17 protein-coding genes and 1 tRNA gene are annotated in these 19647 nt (G+C 35.4%); 3 read left to right on the forward strand and 15 right to left on the reverse strand.

Annotation, left to right across the window (positions count from 1 at the left end; genetic code table 11):
- Positions 1-304: 304 nt before the first annotated feature.
- From PSU83_RS03975 to PSU83_RS14770, 3 genes are all read left to right on the forward strand, one after another.
- Positions 305-1246 (forward strand): hypothetical protein, encoded by a 942-nt coding sequence (locus PSU83_RS03975; protein WP_300586959.1) that lies wholly within the window; start codon positions 305-307, stop codon positions 1244-1246.
- A gap of 79 nt (positions 1247-1325) precedes the next feature.
- Complete coding sequence (locus PSU83_RS03980) at positions 1326-1463, forward strand: hypothetical protein (protein ID WP_300586962.1); 138 nt, start codon at positions 1326-1328, stop codon at positions 1461-1463.
- A gap of 1 nt (position 1464) precedes the next feature.
- Positions 1465-3018: a recombinase family protein gene (locus PSU83_RS14770; protein ID WP_363319866.1), complete on the forward strand. Its 1554-nt coding sequence runs from the start codon at positions 1465-1467 to the stop codon at positions 3016-3018.
- Here the strand turns inward: PSU83_RS14770 and PSU83_RS03985 are convergent.
- The 15 genes from PSU83_RS03985 to mraZ form a co-directional block, all read right to left on the reverse strand.
- Positions 2972-3045 (reverse strand) — tRNA-Arg (locus tag PSU83_RS03985). The genes PSU83_RS14770 and PSU83_RS03985 overlap by 47 nt on opposite strands.
- A gap of 63 nt (positions 3046-3108) precedes the next feature.
- Positions 3109-3558, reverse strand: a complete 450-nt coding sequence (locus PSU83_RS03990) for a GatB/YqeY domain-containing protein (protein ID WP_300586964.1) — start codon at positions 3556-3558, stop codon at positions 3109-3111.
- A gap of 140 nt (positions 3559-3698) precedes the next feature.
- On the reverse strand, positions 3699-5675 hold the full coding sequence (gene ftsZ, locus PSU83_RS03995; protein ID WP_300586966.1) for a cell division protein FtsZ: 1977 nt from the start codon (positions 5673-5675) through the stop codon (positions 3699-3701).
- Between the two features lie 97 nt (positions 5676-5772).
- Positions 5773-7173 carry a cell division protein FtsA gene (ftsA, locus tag PSU83_RS04000; protein WP_300586968.1) on the reverse strand — a complete coding sequence of 467 codons (1401 nt, stop codon included), beginning with the start codon at positions 7171-7173 and terminating at the stop codon, positions 5773-5775.
- 6 nt (positions 7174-7179) lie between these two features.
- Positions 7180-7902 (reverse strand): cell division protein FtsQ, encoded by a 723-nt coding sequence (locus PSU83_RS04005; protein ID WP_300586970.1) that lies wholly within the window; start codon positions 7900-7902, stop codon positions 7180-7182.
- Positions 7899-9239, reverse strand: coding sequence for a UDP-N-acetylmuramate--L-alanine ligase (gene murC, locus PSU83_RS04010; RefSeq protein ID WP_300586972.1), 1341 nt, complete (start codon positions 9237-9239; stop codon positions 7899-7901). The genes PSU83_RS04005 and murC overlap by 4 nt, the downstream gene beginning before the upstream one ends.
- A 66-nt stretch (positions 9240-9305) precedes the next feature.
- The gene (gene murG, locus PSU83_RS04015) at positions 9306-10397 is read right to left on the reverse strand and encodes an undecaprenyldiphospho-muramoylpentapeptide beta-N-acetylglucosaminyltransferase (protein WP_300586974.1); all 1092 of its coding nucleotides are present in this window, start codon (positions 10395-10397) and stop codon (positions 9306-9308) included.
- 1 nt (position 10398) lies between these two features.
- A complete protein-coding gene (locus tag PSU83_RS04020; protein WP_300586976.1) occupies positions 10399-11688 on the reverse strand; it encodes an FtsW/RodA/SpoVE family cell cycle protein in 1290 nt (429 codons plus the stop codon).
- Between the two features lie 69 nt (positions 11689-11757).
- Positions 11758-13092 (reverse strand): UDP-N-acetylmuramoyl-L-alanine--D-glutamate ligase, encoded by a 1335-nt coding sequence (gene murD / locus PSU83_RS04025; protein WP_300586977.1) that lies wholly within the window; start codon positions 13090-13092, stop codon positions 11758-11760.
- The gene (mraY, locus tag PSU83_RS04030; RefSeq protein ID WP_300586980.1) at positions 13092-14321 is read right to left on the reverse strand and encodes a phospho-N-acetylmuramoyl-pentapeptide-transferase; all 1230 of its coding nucleotides are present in this window, start codon (positions 14319-14321) and stop codon (positions 13092-13094) included. Before mraY ends, murD begins: the two co-directional genes overlap by 1 nt.
- Positions 14322-14327: 6 nt before the next feature.
- Positions 14328-15791, reverse strand: a complete 1464-nt coding sequence (locus tag PSU83_RS04035) for a UDP-N-acetylmuramoyl-L-alanyl-D-glutamate--2,6-diaminopimelate ligase (RefSeq protein WP_300586982.1) — start codon at positions 15789-15791, stop codon at positions 14328-14330.
- Complete coding sequence (locus tag PSU83_RS04040) at positions 15788-17797, reverse strand: penicillin-binding protein (protein ID WP_300586984.1); 2010 nt, start codon at positions 17795-17797, stop codon at positions 15788-15790. Before PSU83_RS04040 ends, PSU83_RS04035 begins: the two co-directional genes overlap by 4 nt.
- Positions 17788-18135: an FtsL-like putative cell division protein gene (locus PSU83_RS04045; RefSeq protein WP_300586987.1), complete on the reverse strand. Its 348-nt coding sequence runs from the start codon at positions 18133-18135 to the stop codon at positions 17788-17790. Before PSU83_RS04045 ends, PSU83_RS04040 begins: the two co-directional genes overlap by 10 nt.
- Positions 18136-18139: 4 nt before the next feature.
- On the reverse strand, positions 18140-19048 hold the full coding sequence (rsmH, locus tag PSU83_RS04050; protein ID WP_300586988.1) for a 16S rRNA (cytosine(1402)-N(4))-methyltransferase RsmH: 909 nt from the start codon (positions 19046-19048) through the stop codon (positions 18140-18142).
- Positions 19023-19496 (reverse strand): division/cell wall cluster transcriptional repressor MraZ, encoded by a 474-nt coding sequence (gene mraZ, locus PSU83_RS04055; protein ID WP_300586990.1) that lies wholly within the window; start codon positions 19494-19496, stop codon positions 19023-19025. Before mraZ ends, rsmH begins: the two co-directional genes overlap by 26 nt.
- Between the last annotated feature and the right edge of the window lie 151 nt (positions 19497-19647).

Raw genomic sequence — 19647 nt, forward strand, 5'->3', positions numbered from 1 at the left:
AAATAGATATGAAATAAAATCAAACGGTTTTATTTTTTATCGGACAATAATGTTTTTAAATATTAAAAATTCTAGATTTTCTTCCGTTCTTCTTTTGTATCCATGATGATTTCTGCAATAATCATTACAATACTTCTTTTTAGATGATTTGTATTCTATCGTGTCACCACAATCAGGATTTTCACAGTATTTAATTGGTTTTTTCATATAATTTTTTTGTTTCAACAAAAATACAAATATTATTTAAAAAACATACTTGTAACATAAATATATTAAGTTACATTTGTAGAGTAATAATAAAACTATGAGTATCTACGATTTTTATCCGAAAATTTTTGAAAAAAAAATCCCTCTAAACTTATTGAATATTCCATCAAGGAATTACATCCACTGGAAAAAAGAGAATTTATTGAATACTTATAAAGAAATTAAATCCCATGGTGTTGAAAAAAGAGAGCGAGTATTATTGAATGTGTTTGATGCGCTTTGGTTGTTAATAATAAAAGAACTTAGAGAGTTTAATGTCGATTTTCAAACCATCAGATCTTTGAAAGATATAATATATTCAAATATTCAATTAGATCAAGAAAAAATAGACTCAAAAGCAAATGATGAATTTATTAATTCAATACTAAAATATATACCTAGTGAATATCAAGAAAAGATAATGCCATTTTTGATTGATGGAAGTTTTTTAAAATTAATAGATAATGTTATCGATAAAAAAAATGCCATTTTATTTAAAAATATTGGTGGATTTTTGAGTGATATTTTAATAAGAGAGATTTCTGTTTCTTTAATTATAAAAAAAAATAATGGATTTTTAGAAGTAGAAATTTTAAAAATAGATAGCAATAATTCGTATTCTAATAGTGGTAAATCAATATCAGATAGTATTCTTAAAGATACCTTCATAAATGTTCCGATAGCACCTTTAATAGGAAAGTTGTTTGAAAATTCGAACTTTGACAAATACACTTTCCAATTAGATTTATTCAATCAAAATGAAAAAAAAATTATTGATGCCTTGAATGATGATTTGTGCAAAGAAATAAAAGTTTCAAAACATTTAACTGGTGACATTACTTTGAGTTTGACTTTTGAACAAGAGGTTAAAAATGAAAATGCAAAAGAGGTTAGGAGGATTTTAGGTTTTAAAAAATATGAAAAAATGGAGTTGGTTTATAGAAATGATAAACATATAATAATAAACAATACTAGAAAAGAAATTTTAAAAAAAGGATAAAGTCCTAAGAAGCCCTTAGCACTAAATAGACTAAAAACATAAACTAGTATAGCCTACTACTTTCTGTCCGTAAGTCAAAATGGAATTTGAAAAAGCCAAACAAATTTTAAATGAGCAAAAAGAAATAGAGTACACCGATGAAGAGATTATGCAAATGCTAGATTTTCTGGATGTATTAGCCATACTATCAATCAACAACCTTTTAAAAAGAAATTGAGATGACTAATGTTGTTTTATATGTGCGCGTGTCAACGGACGAACAAGCAGGAAAAGGATATTCACTTAGAGACCAAGAACAAAAACTATTGAATTATTGTTCACAAAATAATTTGAATGTGATGGCCATCTACAGAGAAGATTATTCAGCTAAAACATTTAAGCGACCTGAATTTAAAAAGCTACTGGAGTTTTGTAAAAAAAATAAAAAAATAGTAAATCAAGTTGTTTTTATAAAATGGGATAGGTTCTCTCGAAATACCGCTGAGTCATATCAAATGATAGCAACTTTCAATAGTCTAGTTATTAGAGTAAACGCTATAGAGCAGCCTCTTGATTTAACCATTCCAGAACAAGGATTAATGCTTGCAGTTTATCTTTCTATACCAGAGGTAGAAAATCATCGCCGGTCTTTAAATGTTATTGCTGGAATGCGCAGAGCATTAAAAGAGGGCAGATATATGGGAAGTTCCCCAATTGGGTACTCCAACGAAAGAGATAGTTTTAAAAAGCCTATTTTAGTTCCAAATAAGGACGCAGTATTCATTCAAGAAGCATACGAATTAATGGGTACTGGTTTGTATAACCAAAAAGAAGTGCTTTATAAACTAAAAGCAAAAGGATTAAAAAGTAGTAGAACTCCTTTTGCAGCACTTTTAAGAAATCCTGTCTACTATGGAGCCATTTTCATTAAAGCTTACAAAGATGAAAAGGAATGTTATGTAAATGGATTGCACGAACCTATTATTACTAAATCTTTATTTGACAAAGTACAAGATGTTTTAAATAACAGAAGAAAAAAGCACCATACAAATCATAAAAAATTAAATGAAAACTTTCCATTAAAAGGTTTTTTATTATGTCCGGTATGTAATAATCCTTTAACAGCCAGCACTTCCAAAGGCCGTTCGAAATATTATTCGTATTATCATTGTATTAGCCCTTGTAATGGACGATATCAGCTTGATGATGTAAATATATGGCTAAACGATTATCTTAAGAGTATTACTCTGAAAGGACAAGTCAAGATTCTATTTGAGGAAATTGTCAAAGAACAACTCGCCAAACAAACTGAATCAAAACAGCTTGGGCCAAAACATTTTGAACAAGTAGATAAAATAGAACAAAAAATAGAACGTCTTCAAGATATGTTTGTGGACGGTGAGATTGATAAAAATGATTATCAAATTACTAAAACGCGATATGAGAATATCTACTTGGAACTAAAAGACAAAGAGAATGACACTATTGATAAAAAAGATGTTATTCAACTATATCAAAAAGGACTTAATAAATTAGATGTCATTGAAAAACAATACACTGAGGCGGATATAGAAGGAAAACGAATGCTAATTGGTTCGATATTTCCAAATAAAATCCATTTTGAAAATAAAAAAGTTCGAACCGCTGATGTAAACCCAATTTTAAACAAAATTACCAGTGTAAACAGGGCTTACGGAGGTGTAAAAAAATGGGACAAATCTAAAAAATTAGAGTTGTCCCATTGCGTGACCCCGGCAGGGTTCGAACCTGCAACCATCAGAGCCGAAATCTGATATTCTATCCAGTTGAACTACGGAGCCGTTTTTTTTTAAAGATTGTTAGACATTTTAGATAGTTAGAAAAATCTATGAAGTCTAAGTTGTCTAAACTAAAAGTTTCTTAACAATAGTCGATATCGTTTTTCCTTCAGCTGATCCACCAATTTGGGCTGAAGCCAATCCCATAACTTTTCCCATTGACGCTATTCCAGATGCTCCAGTTTCTGCAATGATTTTGGCAACGATTGCTTCTACTTCTGCTTCTGACAACTGAGCTGGAAGGAATTTTTCAATTATTGCGATTTGAGCCAATTCAGGTTCTGCTAAGTCTGGACGGTTTTGCGTGGTAAAAATTTCTGCGCTGTCTTTGCGCATCTTAACCAATTTCTGCAATATTTTAATTTCGTCAGCTTCTGTGATTTCTTCTTTTGATCCAGTAGCCGTTTGTGCTAATAGTATTTCTGATTTGATGGCTCTCAATGCTTCCAACGCAACGGTGTCTTTGGCTCGCATTGCATTTTTGATTTCGTCCATTATTTGGGTTGATAAACTCATATTCTAGATTTGTTAGTTGAATTAGATTTTTAGACTGCTTAGATTCTTGCACCTCTAAAAAAGCTTCGCGAAGGTAAAAAAAATAACCCGAAAATCGCAATGAAATTATCGGGTTAACAATTTTTTAAAGAAGTTAGAGACTAGTCAACATTATCGTGTAAGAAGGAATTGTTTGAACGCAACTGGGTATCGTCGTTGCTGTCTTTTCCAATTGACATTCTTGAGTTTGAATTCGATTGAGGGTTGTGTGACAGATCTACTCCTAAACGTTTGTAAGCTGGTTCTTTTTCCATTTCTTCAATTTTTGAAGGGTTGTTATGGAATTTATAATTGAACTCTTTCATTTTTCTTCTTCTGTCATCCGCTCTGTTTTTCAACGAATCCTCGATAGTCATTTCTACTGGAGAAAGATCTTCTGAATACGTAGCAAAAGGATTTACTGTTGGTTCAACCTGCTTCATTGTAATCTTTAATTCTTCAGCAATCGGCTCTTCTACAACTACTGCTGCAGCTGGTTTAGAGTTCAACAAGTCGTTTTCCAACTCCATGTACTCTTCCAAAGAATATTTGATGATACCACCTTCATTAAGTTCGGTTACTGGCACGAATTCTACCGCCTCATTAACTACAATTTCATTTACTGATTCCGATAAATCGAATACGATTCTGCTTTCTTGAACAGCTTCAATTGGGTTCACTTCCTCTACTCTTTCAAATGTTGGCATAGCAGGCATATCAAAACTAAACACAATTTGTTCTTCTTTTTCTGTAACAGCCAAAGGCTCGATCACCTTAATTTCACGAACTTCAGGAGTGGTTATTTTGAAGTCAATATCTTTAATTGGAGAAACAATTTCAAAAGTCACGTCTAGATTTCTGATAAAATGATTCATAGCAATCAATTCGTTTTCATCGATAGCAGCAGCAACAGCTGGAGTTTCAACAACTGCCATACTTTCAACTTCTTCTTCGATTAATTCGAAAACGATTTTTTCTTCCTTAGCTTCAATTGGATTTTCAATCGATTGAAAAGCCTCAACTGATTTTTGCATTAAATCACGAACGATTTTTTGATCATCCTCTAATGCGTGAACAATTTTCTTAACTTCTGTATTTACGATTCCGTTTTGTTGTTCTACGTTAAATCCTGTAGCAATAATAGTGACGGCAATAGCTTCACCTAGAGTTTCGTCTTCACCAACACCCATGATAATATTAGCACCATGCCCCGCTTCTGATTGAATGTGGTCATTGATTTCTCCAATTTCATCAATTGTAATCTCGTTAGACCCAGAAACGATAAGCAACAATACGTTTTTGGCTCCAGCAATTTTATTATCATCTAACAACGGAGAATCTAAAGCGGAAATAATGGCTTCTTTTGCTCGGTTATCACCCGTAGCAATTGACGAACCCATAATGGCTGAACCGCTATTTGACAATACTGTTTTGGCGTCTTTTAAGTCGATATTCTGAGTATAGTGGTGCGTAATTACTTCGGCAATACCACGAGAAGCGGTAGCCAATACTTCGTCAGCTTTTGAAAATCCTGCTTTGAAACCAAGATTCCCATATACTTCTCTCAATTTATTATTATTGATAACAATTAAAGAGTCGACTTGATTTCTTAATTTTTCAACACCTAATAAGGCTTGTTCGTAACGCACTTTACCTTCAAACTGAAACGGTTTTGTAACTATTCCCACGGTAAGTATCCCTCTTTCTTTAGCCAATTGAGCGATTACGGGCGCAGCTCCAGTTCCAGTTCCACCGCCCATTCCGGCAGTGATGAAAACCATTTTGGTATTGCTGTCTAACATTTTTTCAATGTCACCAATACTTTCTATCGCTGATTGCTGTCCAACCTCAGGATTTGCTCCAGCACCGAGTCCTTCTGTCAAGGAAACTCCTAACTGAATTTTATTTGGCACAGGGCTATTTTGAAGCGCTTGTGAATCGGTGTTACAAACAATGAAATCAACGCCTTTGATTCCTTGTTTAAACATGTGGTTGATTGCGTTACTTCCACCGCCACCAACACCAATTACTTTAATTACATTTGATTGATTCTTTGGTAAATCAAACGAGATGTTTCCAAATTCTGAGTTGCTTATCATACTATTTTGGTATTAGGTATTTATATATTCTGTATTTCTGTTTATTTGTTTAAGGTTTCCAATGCTACTTTCTCAACACTGAAAACTGAACACTTTTTTACTCTGCGTTATCTAGAAAGTCTTTAATTTTTTCAACATAACGGTCAAAGAATGATCTTTTAATCTTGTTTTCAGTTGTTTCTGTTTCCAGATTGATTTCAGGAGATAGTTCTTTGATAATTTCTTCCTCCGCAACTGCTTCTTGCTGCGCTACCTGCTGCATAGGCTGTTGAAATGCAATTTGTCTAGGCGTTTCAGGAACATATTCTTTTAATTCAATTTTGTAAGCGCTGTTCGAATTGTTTTCGATACTGTTCATTACTAATCCTACCGCTGTTGCGTATAATGGACTTGAAATTTCTTCGCTTGAATTTCCAGCCAAATGTTCGTTTGGATATCCAATTCTGGTGTCCATTCCGGTAATGTATTCTACTAATTGTTTGATGTGCTTCAATTGTGCGCCACCACCAGTCAATACAATTCCGGCGATCAGTTTTCTGCGCGGATCTTCGTGTCCGTATACTTTTATTTCGGTAAAAACCTGCTCAACAATCTCCACAACACGTGCGTGGATTATTTTAGACAAATTCTTCAACGAAATTTCTTTTGGATCTCTTCCTCTTAATCCCGGAATCGAAACAATTTCGTTGTCTTTATTTTCACCTGGCCATGCAGACCCAAACTTTGTTTTTAATAATTCGGCTTGCTTTTCAATGATTGAACACCCTTCTTTGATGTCATCTGTAATTACATTTCCCCCAAAAGGAACGACTGCGGTATGACGGATAATTCCATCTTTAAAAATGGCTAAATCTGTTGTTCCGCCACCAATATCAATCAAAGCAACACCGGCTTCTTTTTCTTCCTGACTCAAAACGGCATCAGCAGAAGCCAAGGGTTCTAATGTTAATCCTGATAATTCAATTCCAGAACTCTGAATACATCTACCGACGTTTCTGATCGAAGACGCTTGTCCAACAACTACGTGAAAACTTGCTTCTAATCTTCCACCATACATTCCGATTGGTTCTTTGATTTCAGATTGCCCGTCAATTTTAAATTCTTGTGGCAATACGTGGATAATTTCCTCTCCCGGTAGCATCGCCAATTTATTAACCTGGTCAATTAGCAACTGAATATCTCTTCCGCTGATAACTTCCTCAGGGTTTGTTCTTATTACGTAATCCGTATGTTGAATGCTTCGAATATGCTGCCCAGCTATACCAACAACAACATCATTTATTTTATAGCCTGAATTTGTTTCTGCCTCAACAACTGCCTGCTGAATAGATTGAATGGTTTGTGTAATATTATTAACAACACCACGAGCCACACCAAGACTTTTGGATTTTCCAACACCCAAAATTTCCAACTTTCCATATTCATTTTTCTTGCCAATCATGGCAACAATCTTGGTTGTTCCAATGTCTAATCCGACTGCAATATTCTCTTTTTCCATAATCTTCTATTTAACGCAAACAACTTGCTTAGTAAACTTCAGGTTAATCCTTTTGTATTTGTTCAAAGTGCTATCTGAAACTGCCTTCTGAAAAAACGCTTTATAATTCTTAAATTTCTTCTCAATGTTGATAGTTCTGCCAAAATCGATTTTGTAATCGTAATTTCTGGTAGCCATAACTAAGCTTCCATTAGGCAAAACTTGCACACCAATGATGTTTTTTTTCAGAAACTCATCCTCCGCAATCATCCGTAAAACTTCAGATAATTTTCCCTTTTTCACTACGGGAATTTCTCCCGAAACTAGCGGAACTCTCGCGGTATACTTATCCGATAACGGCATCTTATTTCCCTCACTGTCAATATAAAAAGAACCCGTCTCGTCAAATACTCTTCCGACTGGTGTCTTTTGTTTAACCACTGCTTTTAAAACCCCATCAACACTGACAAAAACATCGGCTTTTTGAATCAATTGTTGTTTGTTGATAGACGACTCCAATTTCTTCAAATCTAAATCAACTTTATTCAAAGTTTGTATGTCCTTATTTTTTTCTATTAACAATTTATTAACCGTTTCTTCTTTTAAAAAAAGAGTGTTTTCGCCTACAAAAATCACTTCAGTTTTCTTGATTTTTCGATGCTCATTTTTATACGAAGTGAACGAATACAGCAAGATTACCAATAGAATCATCAGTACAAGTCGTATGTTTGTCCAAGTGACTATTTTCATGATAATGCTTGTTTAATTTTCGGAACTAATTCACCAATATCTCCCGCTCCAATTGTTACAATTATTTTTGCTTCACTTTCTAAAATTGACGGAATTAAATCGGTTTTTGAAACTAATTTTTTGTTCTTATTTTTAATTTTTGAAAGCAACCATTCAGACGAAATTCCTTCCATCGGTAATTCACGTGCTGGATAAATATCCATCAATAAAATTTCATCAAATTGCGCCAAACTTTTGGCAAAATCATCTGCAAAATCTTTAGTTCTGCTAAATAAATGCGGCTGAAAAATCGCCATTACTTTTTGATTCGGATACAACTCGCGAACCGCTTGATGCACTGCATTAATTTCGGTCGGATGATGCGCGTAATCATCAATATAAACTAAATTTTCATTCTTAATCTGATAGGAAAATCTACGCTGAATTCCTTTGAATGATGCCAAGGCCTTAGCGATAGACTCGGTTGGGGTGCCATAAGTCTTGGCCATTGCTAAAGCCATCAGAGCATTCATTAAATTGTGTCTTCCAGGCAAACCGAATTTTAAATCTTTCATAATTTCTGACGGCGTTTGCACATCAAAAACATAAAATCCATTTTCTATACGAATATTAAACGCTTTATAGGTTGCTTCTTCATCAATTCCGGTGGTTAGCGCTTTTAAAGGCAATCCCACAGGGACAAATAAATTATTGGTATCTTCAACTTTTGCGGCAAATTCACGGAACGACTCTTCAATCGCATTTTTGTCGCCATAAATATCCAAATGATCAGCATCCATTGAGGTAACACAAGCAATGTTGGGATGCAAGTGTAAAAAGGAGCGATCAAATTCATCAGCTTCAACAACAGTTACTGTTTTTCCGTTTCCAATTAAATTCGAGTGATAATTTTCAACGATTCCACCAATAAAAGCAGTTACATCGGCGCCACTTTCATATAAAATATGACCCAGAATACTTGATGTTGTAGTTTTCCCATGTGTTCCGGCAACGGCGAAACAAAAGGTATCTTTGGTAATGATACCCAAGACTTCGGCGCGTTTTTTTACAACATAGTCTCTTTCGATAAAATAATTCCATTCCGAATGCAAAATGGGAACCGCAGGTGTTATGATTACCAACGTATTTTCAACATAATATTCCGCTGGAATCAAAGCGATACTATCCTCAAAATGAATGTTCATTCCGCCGGCAATTAATTCATCCGTAAGCATAGTTGGCGTTTTGTCGTAACCCGAAACATTCTTACCAATGTTTTGGAAATACCGAGCCAAAGCACTCATTCCGATGCCTCCGATTCCGATGAAATATACGTTATGTATCTGACTTAAATTCATTTTCAATGTCAATTGCAATTTCAATGTCAATAATCAATTTTGATATTGACATTGTCATTGATATTGTTATTTAATCAATTTTATTATTTGTTCCACTATATCTTTTGTAGCATTTGGTTTAGCTAACTTTTTGATGTTTTCACTTAATTCTTTCTGTAGATTTTCATCGGAAACCAGATTAAAAAATACCGTTTCAAAAGTGGTATCTAAATCATTTTCTTTAATTAAAAGCGCTCCATTTTTATCTACAATTGCTTTGGCATTCTTGGTCTGATGATCTTCGGCTACGTTTGGTGATGGAATGAAAATTACTGGTTTTCCAACCAAACACAATTCCGAAACAGACGATGCTCCGGCGCGTGAAATCACAAAATCTGCAGCAGCATAAACCAAATCCATTCGGTCAATAAAAGCCAAAACTTGCACTACTGCCCCATCAGTGAAATGGTTGTAATCGTGATAATACAATTTGCCACATTGCCAAATAATTTGAATATCTTTTGCAACAATGTTGTAAATTTCCTTTTCAATTAATTGATTCATTCTTCGTGCACCAAGGCTTCCACCAAGAACCAAAAGTGTTTTCTTATTTGGATTCAGATTAAAATATTTAATTGCTTCTATTCTTTTAGAATTAATTTCTAATAAATCCTGCCGCACTGGATTTCCGGTAAATACTATTTTATCTGCTGGAAAAAAACGCTCCAAATTTTCATATGCTACGCAAATAGCACTGGCTTTCTTACTCAATAATTTATTAGTAATCCCCGGATACGAATTTTGTTCTTGAATTACCGTTGGAATTCTAAATGCATTGGCCATTTGCAATAATGGTCCGCTCGCAAAACCCCCGGTTCCAATTACGACATCAGGTTTAAATTCTTTGATTATCTGTCGTGACCTTACTAAACTGTTTACTAATTTTAGTGGAAACATTATGTTTTCTAACGTTATCTTTCGTTGTAAACCTGCAATCCACAGCCCTTCGATTTTGTATCCTGCTTCTGGAACTTTTTGCATTTCCATTTTGTCTTTCGCACCTACAAAAAGAAATTCTGCTTCGGGAAAACGCAATTTTAATTCATTCGCAATAGCAATTGCCGGGTAGATATGTCCACCTGTTCCGCCACCGCTTAATATGAATTTTAATTTTCCCATTTTATTTTTTATTCAAAACAGCATTCATTGGATTTGCCGAATCGACAATTGAATAATCTTCCAATTCTGCGGCTTCATCGTCTTGTAATTGTTTATCGATAAGCTTTTGTAATGCGTCATTCCGCTTTTCCTGATCCGCCAATTCTTGTGCAACTTCTTCTTCTTTTCTGGTCACACTCAAAATGATTCCAAGTGCGATACACGTCATCCAGATAGAACTTCCTCCCGAGCTAATTAACGGCAAGGTTTGTCCCGTTACAGGAAGTAATTCGACAGCGACAGCCATATTAGTCATTGCTTGAAAAATAATCGGGAAACCCAATCCGACGACGACGAGTTTTCCGAAAAGTGAATTGGCTTTATGGGCCGCAACAACAAACCGGAACAACAATAAAAGATACAATCCCAAAACCAATAATCCACCAATCAAACCATATTCCTCAACAATAATGGCATAAATAAAATCGGAAGAAGATTGAGGCAAGAAATTTTTCTGTACGCTTTTTCCAGGTCCAAGTCCGTAAATTCCACCAGAAGCGATGGCAATTTTAGCTTTCTCGATTTGGTACTCGTCTTCGTCTGGTTTGTCTGTTGTAAAATTGTCAATTCGGGCAATCCAAGTATCCACACGATTTGGGAAAGCATCTGGAAAAGCTTTGGCAACCAATATGAAGAAGAGCAACCCAAGAGCTCCGGCCCCTAAAATTATTGCACTATATTTTAATGGATATTTCCCAATGAAAACCAACATAATTACCATGGAGAATATAAGCGCTGCCGTGGATAAATTCGCTGGAAGAATAAAAATCAAAGTTACAAAAACAGGCGTCCACAATTCCCAAAGTGAGTTTTGAAACGTGATTGGCGTTTCTCGTTTTTTGGATAAATATCGAGCCACAAAAACATAAAGCACTATGGATGCTAAAGTTGATGTTTGGAACGTAATCCCTATAAATGGAATCTGAATCCAACGACTCGCATTAGCACCATCGATTATTGTTCCTTTCAATAAAGTATAAAGCAATAATCCCCAAACGACGGGTAATAAGATTTTGGATATCGTTTTAAAATAATGATAAGGAACTTTGTGAATTTTATACAAAATAAAAAATCCAACAGACACCTGAGCCGCATGTTTCAGTAAATACGTAAAAGTATTACCAGAACCATGGCGCATGTACGCCAAGTTACTGCTCGCGCTAAAAACAGGCATAAACGAGAATAGCGCCAACAAGGCAACGAATGCCCAGATGACTTTATCTCCCTTTAAACTGTTTACTAGTTCTTTCATTGTGTGAATTTGTGAATTTGTGGATTCGGTTATTCGAAACTCAAATAACCCAATAACCACATAACCGAATTATAAATTTCTAACCGCTGCTTTAAATTGATCGCCTCTGTCTTCGTAATTTTGAAACAAGTCAAAGCTCGCACAAGCCGGAGATAATAAAACGGCATCGCCTTTTTCTGCAAGGTGTTTTGCTGTTATTACGGCATCACGCATGTTATCAACTTCAACCATCATATCAACAACATTTCCGAAAGCATCAATAATTTTCTTGTTATCAACACCAAGACAGATGATTGCTTTTACTTTTTCTCTTACTAAAGACATGATTTCGCTGTAGTCGTTTCCTTTATCCACACCACCAACAATCCAAACTGTTGGAGCCGTCATGCTGTCTAAAGCGAAGAAAGTCGCATTTACATTGGTAGCCTTACTATCATTGATGTATTGTACATTTTGTATTTTTAGCACTTTTTCCAAACGATGCTCGACACCTTGAAAATTGGACAAACTTTCACGAATCGTCTGCTTTCTGATTTTCATCAGTTGCGCAACAGAAGTCGCTGCCATAGCGTTTTTCATGTTGTGCTTACCTTCTAGAGAAATTTCTCCAGTTTTCATTTCAAATTCTTCGTTGTTGATGATGATGTCCATAGTTTGGTTTTTTATAAATGCTCCGTTTTCAAATGTTTTTGTTAATGAAAAAGGAATTAATTGGGCGTTAGTTTTATTTTTTGTGAACCATTCTGCAATCGCTTCGTCATCTGCGTCATAGATGAGATAATCCTTTTCGGTTTGGTTCATTGTTATTCTAAATTTTGATGCGATATAATTTTCATATTTATATTCGTATCGGTCCAAATGATCTGGACTAATGTTGGTTAATATGGCGATGTCCGGTCTGTACTTCACACTTCCGTCCAACTGAAAACTGCTTAATTCCAACACATAGTAATCGTACTTTTCTTCGGCAACTTGCCAGGCAAAACTCTTTCCGATATTTCCTCCCAATCCTACGTTCAATCCGCCTTCTTTTAGCAAATGATACGTGAGCATTGTGGTAGTCGTTTTTCCGTTGCTTCCTGTTATCCCAATGGTTTTTGCATTGGTAAACTGAACTGCGAATTCAATTTCAGAAATCACCGGAATTCCCTTTTCAACCAACTTTTTTACGATGGGCGCTTTATCTGGAATTCCCGGACTTTTCATTACCACATCCGCATTCAGAATTCGGTTTTCGGTATGCGTTTCGTCTTCCCATTTAATTTCATATTGCTTAAGAACTTCTCTGTATTTATCTTTTATTCTTCCAAAGTCAGAGACAAAGACATCATATCCTTGTTGCTGCCCTAAAATGGCCGTTCCTACGCCACTTTCTCCACCTCCGAGTATTACTAACCTTTGCATTATCTCAATTTTAATGTCACAATTGAAACAATGGCTAGCAAAATTGCTACAATCCAGAAACGCGTTACGATTTTACTTTCGTGATAGCCTTTCTTCTGATAATGATGATGCAATGGCGACATTAGGAATATTCGTCTTCCTTCACCGTATCGTTTTTTGGTGTATTTGAAGTAAGCAACCTGAAGAATTACGGATAAATTCTCGGCAAAGAATATTCCGCATAAAACAGGAAGTAACATTTCTTTTCGAACAGAAATTGCCAAAACTGCTATGATTCCTCCAATGGTTAAACTTCCGGTATCACCCATAAATACCGTTGCTGGATATGAATTGTACCAAAGAAATCCGATTAAGGCGCCGACAAATGCCGCGATAAAAACGGTCATTTCACCCGAATTTGGAATGTACATGATGTTCAAATAATTTGACAAAATGACATTACCGGAGACGAAAGCAAAAATTCCGAGTGCGAGTACTGATATTGCTGATGTTCCGGCCGCTAAACCGTCAATTCCATCTGTAAGATTTGCTCCATTTGAAACGGCGGTAATGATGAAAATCACTATTGGAATAAAAACCAACCAAGCCCAGTTTTCATACCCGTCACCAGTCCATTCAATAATTTTGGCATAATCCAATTCGTTGTTTTTGGTAAACGGAATTGTAGTAACCGTGGATTTTGATTCAACGGGAGATTGTCTTACGATAGTTTCGGTCTGATTAAAATTGGCTGGAGGATTATTAGATTTTTCGATTACGGTTACTGTCGGATTAAAATAAAGAACAGAACCTACAATGATTCCTAATCCTACTTGACCAATTACTTTGAAAATTCCTTTCAACCCCTGTTTGTCTTTTTTGAAAATTTTAATGTAGTCATCAATGAAGCCAATCGTCCCCATCCAAAGTGTCGTTACAACCAAAAGGATGATGTAGATATTATTCAGTTTGGTCAACAACAAAACCGGAATCAAAGTGGCCACGATGATGATTAATCCACCCATTGTTGGCGTTCCAGCTTTTTGAGTTTGACCGGCTAAACCTAGCTCTCTAACCGTTTCACCAACTTGCTGATTTCTCAAAAACATGATTATTTTTTTTCCGTAAATGGTTGAAATCATTAACGAAAGAATCAACGCTAAAGCCGAACGGAATGTGATGTATTGGAAAACTCCGGCGCCCGGAATATCCATTGTTTTGTCTAGGTATTCAAATAAATAATATAACATATTTGGTTATTTGTTTAGTTGTTCTAAAAACTCTTTTACCATTTTCATATCGTCGAAATCGTGGCGAACACCCTTAATTTCCTGATAGGTTTCGTGCCCTTTTCCTGCGATTAGGATAATATCATTTTGTCCAGCCAACTGACAAGCGGTTTTAATGGCTTGTTTTCTGTCGACAATTGAAACTGTTTTTCTTTGATTTTGTACTTCAACACCCGCTTCCATCTCGGCGATAATATCAATTGGATCTTCTGTTCTTGGATTGTCCGAAGTAATAATTACTTTGTTGCTCATTGTCGTCGCGATATGCGCCATAATTGGTCTTTTTGTTTTATCTCTGTCACCACCACAACCTACAATTGTAATTAACTGTTCGTCATTGGTACGGATATCATTGATAGTTTTCAAGACATTTTCTAAAGCATCAGGTGTGTGAGCATAATCTACGATTGCCGTAATCTTTAAATCCGAAACAATAAATTGAAAACGTCCAGAAACACTTTCTAATTCTGATAATAATCGTAACGCTTCTAGTTTATCCAAACCTAATTCGACCGCTGTTCCGTAGATTGCCAACAAATTATAAGCATTGAATGTTCCGATTAGTCGCACCCAAACCTCATTTTCATTAATTTTCAACAACAATCCCGTCAATTGATTTTCCAGAATTTGCGCTTTGTAATCAGCGTACGATTTTAAAGCATACGTTAGTTTTCGTGCTGCTGTATTCTGAATCATTACCAAACCGTTTTTGTCATCAATGTTGGTTAATACAAAAGCCGTTTTTGGCAAATGATCAAAGAATGATTTTTTCACATCGCGGTATTCTGCAAAAGTTGGATGGTAATCTAAATGATCGTGAGACAAATTGGTAAAAACGCCGCCTTCAAACTGTAAAGCTTCGGTACGTTTTTGGTGAATTCCGTGTGAACTCACTTCCATGAAGCAGTATTCACATCCAATTTCAATCATTTCATCCAAATAGTAATTGATTGTTAATGAATCCGGCGTGGTGTGTGTTGCTTTGTATTCGACATCACCAACCATAATTTTTACCGTTGACAGCAGACCTACTTTGTAACCTGCTTTTTGGAATAATTGGTATAATAAAGATGCAATTGTGGTCTTTCCGTTGGTTCCTGTAATTCCAATTAATCGTAATTTTGACGATGGATTTCCATAATAATTAGAAGCCATAAAAGCCAAAGCTGAATTGGTATCTTTCACTTGTATGTAAGTTATTCCAGTTACAATTACTTCTGGAAATATATCGCAAACTACAACTACAGCGCCCTGATTGATGGCTTTTTCTATAAAATCATGACCATTTGAGACCGTTCCTCGAATCGCAACAAAAACATCGTTCTCTTGAATCTTTCTAGAGTCGAATTCGATTTTATTCACAGTCATTTCTGTCGAACCTTTCACCGCTTCGATACCAACTTTGTACAATATGTCTTTTAAAATAATCACGATAATTCTAATGTTATAATGGTATTTTTAGTAATTGGTTCTCCGGATTGAATCGATTGATTTTTCACCTTCCCGATTCCTTTTAATTTCACTTTAATTCCTAAATTTTCAAGAAGTGCAACTGCATCCATTCCGCTCATTCCTCTTAAGTTTGGAATTACTTTCATTTCTGTTGACGCTTTGATTTTATAATCATCGTAAGCCAATTCCTGTTTGCTGATTTTTCGGTTCAGATTAGTAATTTCATTTGTAGATGGCGAATCGGTAAAAATCTTTTGGGCAATTCGTTTGAAAACGGGTCCAGCAACATCAGCACCGTAATAATTATTCCCCGAAGTATTTGGTTTATGAACTACAACGATGCAAGAATATTTAGGATGATCGGCTGGAAAATAACCAACGAATGAAGAAATGTAATGCTTCTCACTTCCTCCACTGTGACCATAATTTGCCTGTGCTGTTCCGGTTTTACCGGCCATTGAAAAATCTTTAGAATACAATTTAGAACCTGTTCCTTTTTTTACCACATTTTGCAAAACGGCTTTTAGTTTTTTGATGGTTTCAGCCGAACAAATCTTTGGATTTATAACTTGCTTGTCGTAATTTTTAATGACATTATTCCACTCTTTTATTTCAGAAACAAATTGTGGTTTTACCATTTCACCATTGTTGGCAACTGCATTATATAATGTCAACGTTTGTAAAGGAGTCATTGCAACACTATAGCCAAACGCCATCCACGGAAGTGTATTTCTATTCCATCCCTTTTCTCCTGGCTTATGTACAATTGGTTTGCCTTCGCCCTGAAATGGTAATCCTAATGGTCTGTCTAGACCCATATTTACAATTCTGTCGATAAATTGTTGTGGATTATTTTTGTAATTTTCATAAACCGCTTGAACCATTATGGTGTTTGACGAAACTTCAAAACCTCGGGCTAAAGAAATTTTACCGTAACCACCTTCGTGAGAATCTCGTACTTTATCTTTTCCATAAACAACAATTCCTCCTTTACTATCAAAAACGGCACTCGTGTCAATTTTATTGTCATCCAATAAAGCAATCATGTCAACCAATTTGAAGGTAGAGCCTGGTTCGTGCGATTCTGCTATAGCGTAATTTTGAGTTTCGAAATAAGTCGAATCCGTTTCCTTTAGCTTTCCTAAATTAGAAATAGCTTTGATTTTTCCGGTTTTGGTTTCCATTACAATCACGCAACCGTGTTCTGCCTTGAACTGTTTTAATTGTTTCAACAAAGCATGATGCGCAATATCTTGAATATAGACATCAATAGTAGAAATCACATCATAGCCATCCTGTGGATCCACTTCATTAACATCGCGAATCGGTTTCCATTGCCCTTTTGCGATTTTTTGCTTCATGACCTTACCGTCTTTTCCGTTAAGGTATTTTCTGAACGACCATTCTAAGCCTTTTCCAACGCGAATTCCGTTTTCGTCAATTCGGTCGTATCCTATAGTTCTTTCTGCTATTTTTCCAATTGGATGTTCCCGAACCGTTTCTTGTTCCGTAATTATTCCGCCTTTATTAGCGCCTAAATTGAACATCGGAAATCCTTTAATTTTGATGTATTCCGTATAACTCAAATCACGTGCAATCAATAAATACCTATTCTTGTTAGAACGGGCCATTCTTAATTGTGTGTTGTAGAAAGAACTTGGTTTACCCAACATCTTTGACAAAGAATCCGATAAAGAATTAACGTTTTTATCGAAAGCATCCCCTTTTGGCGCCATAGCATCAAAACGGATGTTGTAATTTGGAATAGAGGTTGCCAACAAACTTCCATCAGCAGAATACACATTTCCTTTATTGGCTGGAATTACAAAATTACGCACGGTTCTTTCTTTGGCTAATTTTCTATAATAATCCCCTTGCGACCATTGAATTTTGGTCAACTGAAAGATTATCCCAATAGCCATAAGGAAGATGCTGAATGCAACTAAGTAGATTCGGTAAGAGATATGTTTATCTTCTAATGCCATAATTTTTGAAAGAAACTTTTTTCTGCTGGTTTTTTAACTTTTATCTTTTGTGGCGGAACGGACGATGGAAAAATTTTTCGTTCTTCCATTTTTTCTGAAACCGTCGATTCCATTTTTAATTTCATTAATTCGGAACGTTTGTCAACAAACTCGGAGCGCAATTCTTTTACTTCATTGGTCAAAGCGGTGATGCGGAAGACTTTTTGTTCAAATCGGTGTGTATTGGCAATCATAAAAAGCGCTAATAAAAAAAGAAACACGATGAAACGCCAATTTCTGGTAGCATCTTCATTGACTAAAAAACGCGCTTTTAATATGCCGTAAACTCCTTTCTTCATCTTCTTATTTTTTTTCAGCGATTCTAAGCTTGGCACTTCTTGCTCTATTATTCTCTTTGATTTCGGCTTCACTTGGTACGATTAACTTTCCGATACTTTTAAATGGAACTGAAAAATTTCCAAAAAAATCACGCTCTGGTTCTCCTTCAAATAATCCGTTTTTGATAAATCGTTTCACCAGTCTGTCTTCCAAGGAATGGTATGAAATCACGCTCAATCTTCCTTCGGGTTTCAATAGTTCTAGAGATTGTTCTAAAAATTCTTTCAAAACATCCATTTCTTGATTCACTTCAATTCGGATGGCCTGATAGATTTGGGCTAAAATTTTATTTTTGAATTGTTCCGGCAAGAATCTTGACAAAACACTTTTTAATTCGTCGGTTGTGCTGATGGCGTCTAGTTCTCTGGCTTCAATAATTGTTTTGGCTAAAGCTGGAGCAACTTTCAATTCGCCATAATCAAGAAAGACTCTTTTCAAATTGGCTTCGTCGTATTCATTGATAACTTTAAACGCATTCAATTCGTTTCTTTTACTCATTCTCATATCCAAATCGGCATCAAAACGCGTAGAAAAACCTCTTTCTGGAACGTCGAACTGATGTGATGAAACCCCTAAATCTGCCAAAATTCCATCAACCGATTTTACACCTTGAAATCTCAAAAAGCGTTTGATGTATCTAAAATTTTCTGGAATCAATACAAATCGTTCATCCAGCAAATCATTAGCCTGAGCATCTTCATCTTGATCAAATCCGAACAGTTTTCCGTTTGGCCCTAATCGGCTTAAAATTTCTTTGGAGTGACCGCCACCGCCAAAAGTCACATCAACATAAACTCCGTCAGGTTTGATATTTAATCCGTCAACAGTTTCTTTCAGTAAAACCGGGTTATGATATTCCATTGTCATCGTCATTTATATTTCCCATCACCTCTTCAGCCAAGTCTGCAAAATCAACATCTTCTCCAGCTATTGATTTTTCATATAAATCTTTATCCCATATTTCTACAATATTCACTGCAGAAGACAAGACGATATCTTTTGAAATTTTACTAAAAGCAAACAAATCTTTCGGAATTAATAACCTTCCTAAATCGTCCACCTCTACTACTTTTACTCCAGCAGTAAAACGACGAATGAAGTCGTTATTTTTCTTTACAAAACGGTTCAATTTGTTGATTTTTTCCATCATCAAATTCCACTCTGTCATTGGATACAACTCTAAACAAGGCTGAAAAACGGAACGCTTCAAGACAAAGCCATCTTGAAGAGAACTAGCGAGTTGCTTCTTCAACGCCGAAGGAATCATGAGTCTTCCCTTGGCATCAACTTTACATTCGTATGTTCCGATTATGGTGTCCAATTGGTTTTGTTTTCGTTACGAGCAAAAATATAAAATATATTACCACAATTTACCACAAACTACCACTTTGTTAATAAGTTTTACCACTTTAATCCATTTTGATGTTCAAATTCGGAGTAAAATAGTAGGCCGAATTTTTAACAAAAGATTA

This window comes from Flavobacterium sp. (assembly GCF_029945805.1).
In the GTDB taxonomy this organism is placed as follows: Bacteria; Bacteroidota; Bacteroidia; order Flavobacteriales; family Flavobacteriaceae; genus Flavobacterium.

Coding starts and splice junctions, on each gene's coding strand:
- murG (WP_300586974.1), bottom strand. CDS start 10,397: ATGGGAAAATTAAAATTCATATTAAGCGGTGGCGGAACAGGTGGACAT.
- PSU83_RS14770 (WP_363319866.1), top strand. CDS start 1,465: ATGACTAATGTTGTTTTATATGTGCGCGTGTCAACGGACGAACAAGCA.
- PSU83_RS04040 (WP_300586984.1), bottom strand. CDS start 17,797: ATGGCATTAGAAGATAAACATATCTCTTACCGAATCTACTTAGTTGCA.
- PSU83_RS04005 (WP_300586970.1), bottom strand. CDS start 7,902: ATGAAAATAGTCACTTGGACAAACATACGACTTGTACTGATGATTCTA.
- murC (WP_300586972.1), bottom strand. CDS start 9,239: ATGAATTTAAGTCAGATACATAACGTATATTTCATCGGAATCGGAGGC.
- PSU83_RS03980 (WP_300586962.1), top strand. CDS start 1,326: ATGGAATTTGAAAAAGCCAAACAAATTTTAAATGAGCAAAAAGAAATA.
- PSU83_RS04020 (WP_300586976.1), bottom strand. CDS start 11,688: ATGAAAGAACTAGTAAACAGTTTAAAGGGAGATAAAGTCATCTGGGCA.
- murD (WP_300586977.1), bottom strand. CDS start 13,092: ATGCAAAGGTTAGTAATACTCGGAGGTGGAGAAAGTGGCGTAGGAACG.
- rsmH (WP_300586988.1), bottom strand. CDS start 19,048: ATGACGATGACAATGGAATATCATAACCCGGTTTTACTGAAAGAAACT.
- ftsZ (WP_300586966.1), bottom strand. CDS start 5,675: ATGATAAGCAACTCAGAATTTGGAAACATCTCGTTTGATTTACCAAAG.
- ftsA (WP_300586968.1), bottom strand. CDS start 7,173: ATGGAAAAAGAGAATATTGCAGTCGGATTAGACATTGGAACAACCAAG.
- mraY (WP_300586980.1), bottom strand. CDS start 14,321: ATGTTATATTATTTATTTGAATACCTAGACAAAACAATGGATATTCCG.
- PSU83_RS04045 (WP_300586987.1), bottom strand. CDS start 18,135: ATGAAGAAAGGAGTTTACGGCATATTAAAAGCGCGTTTTTTAGTCAAT.
- PSU83_RS03990 (WP_300586964.1), bottom strand. CDS start 3,558: ATGAGTTTATCAACCCAAATAATGGACGAAATCAAAAATGCAATGCGA.
- PSU83_RS03975 (WP_300586959.1), top strand. CDS start 305: ATGAGTATCTACGATTTTTATCCGAAAATTTTTGAAAAAAAAATCCCT.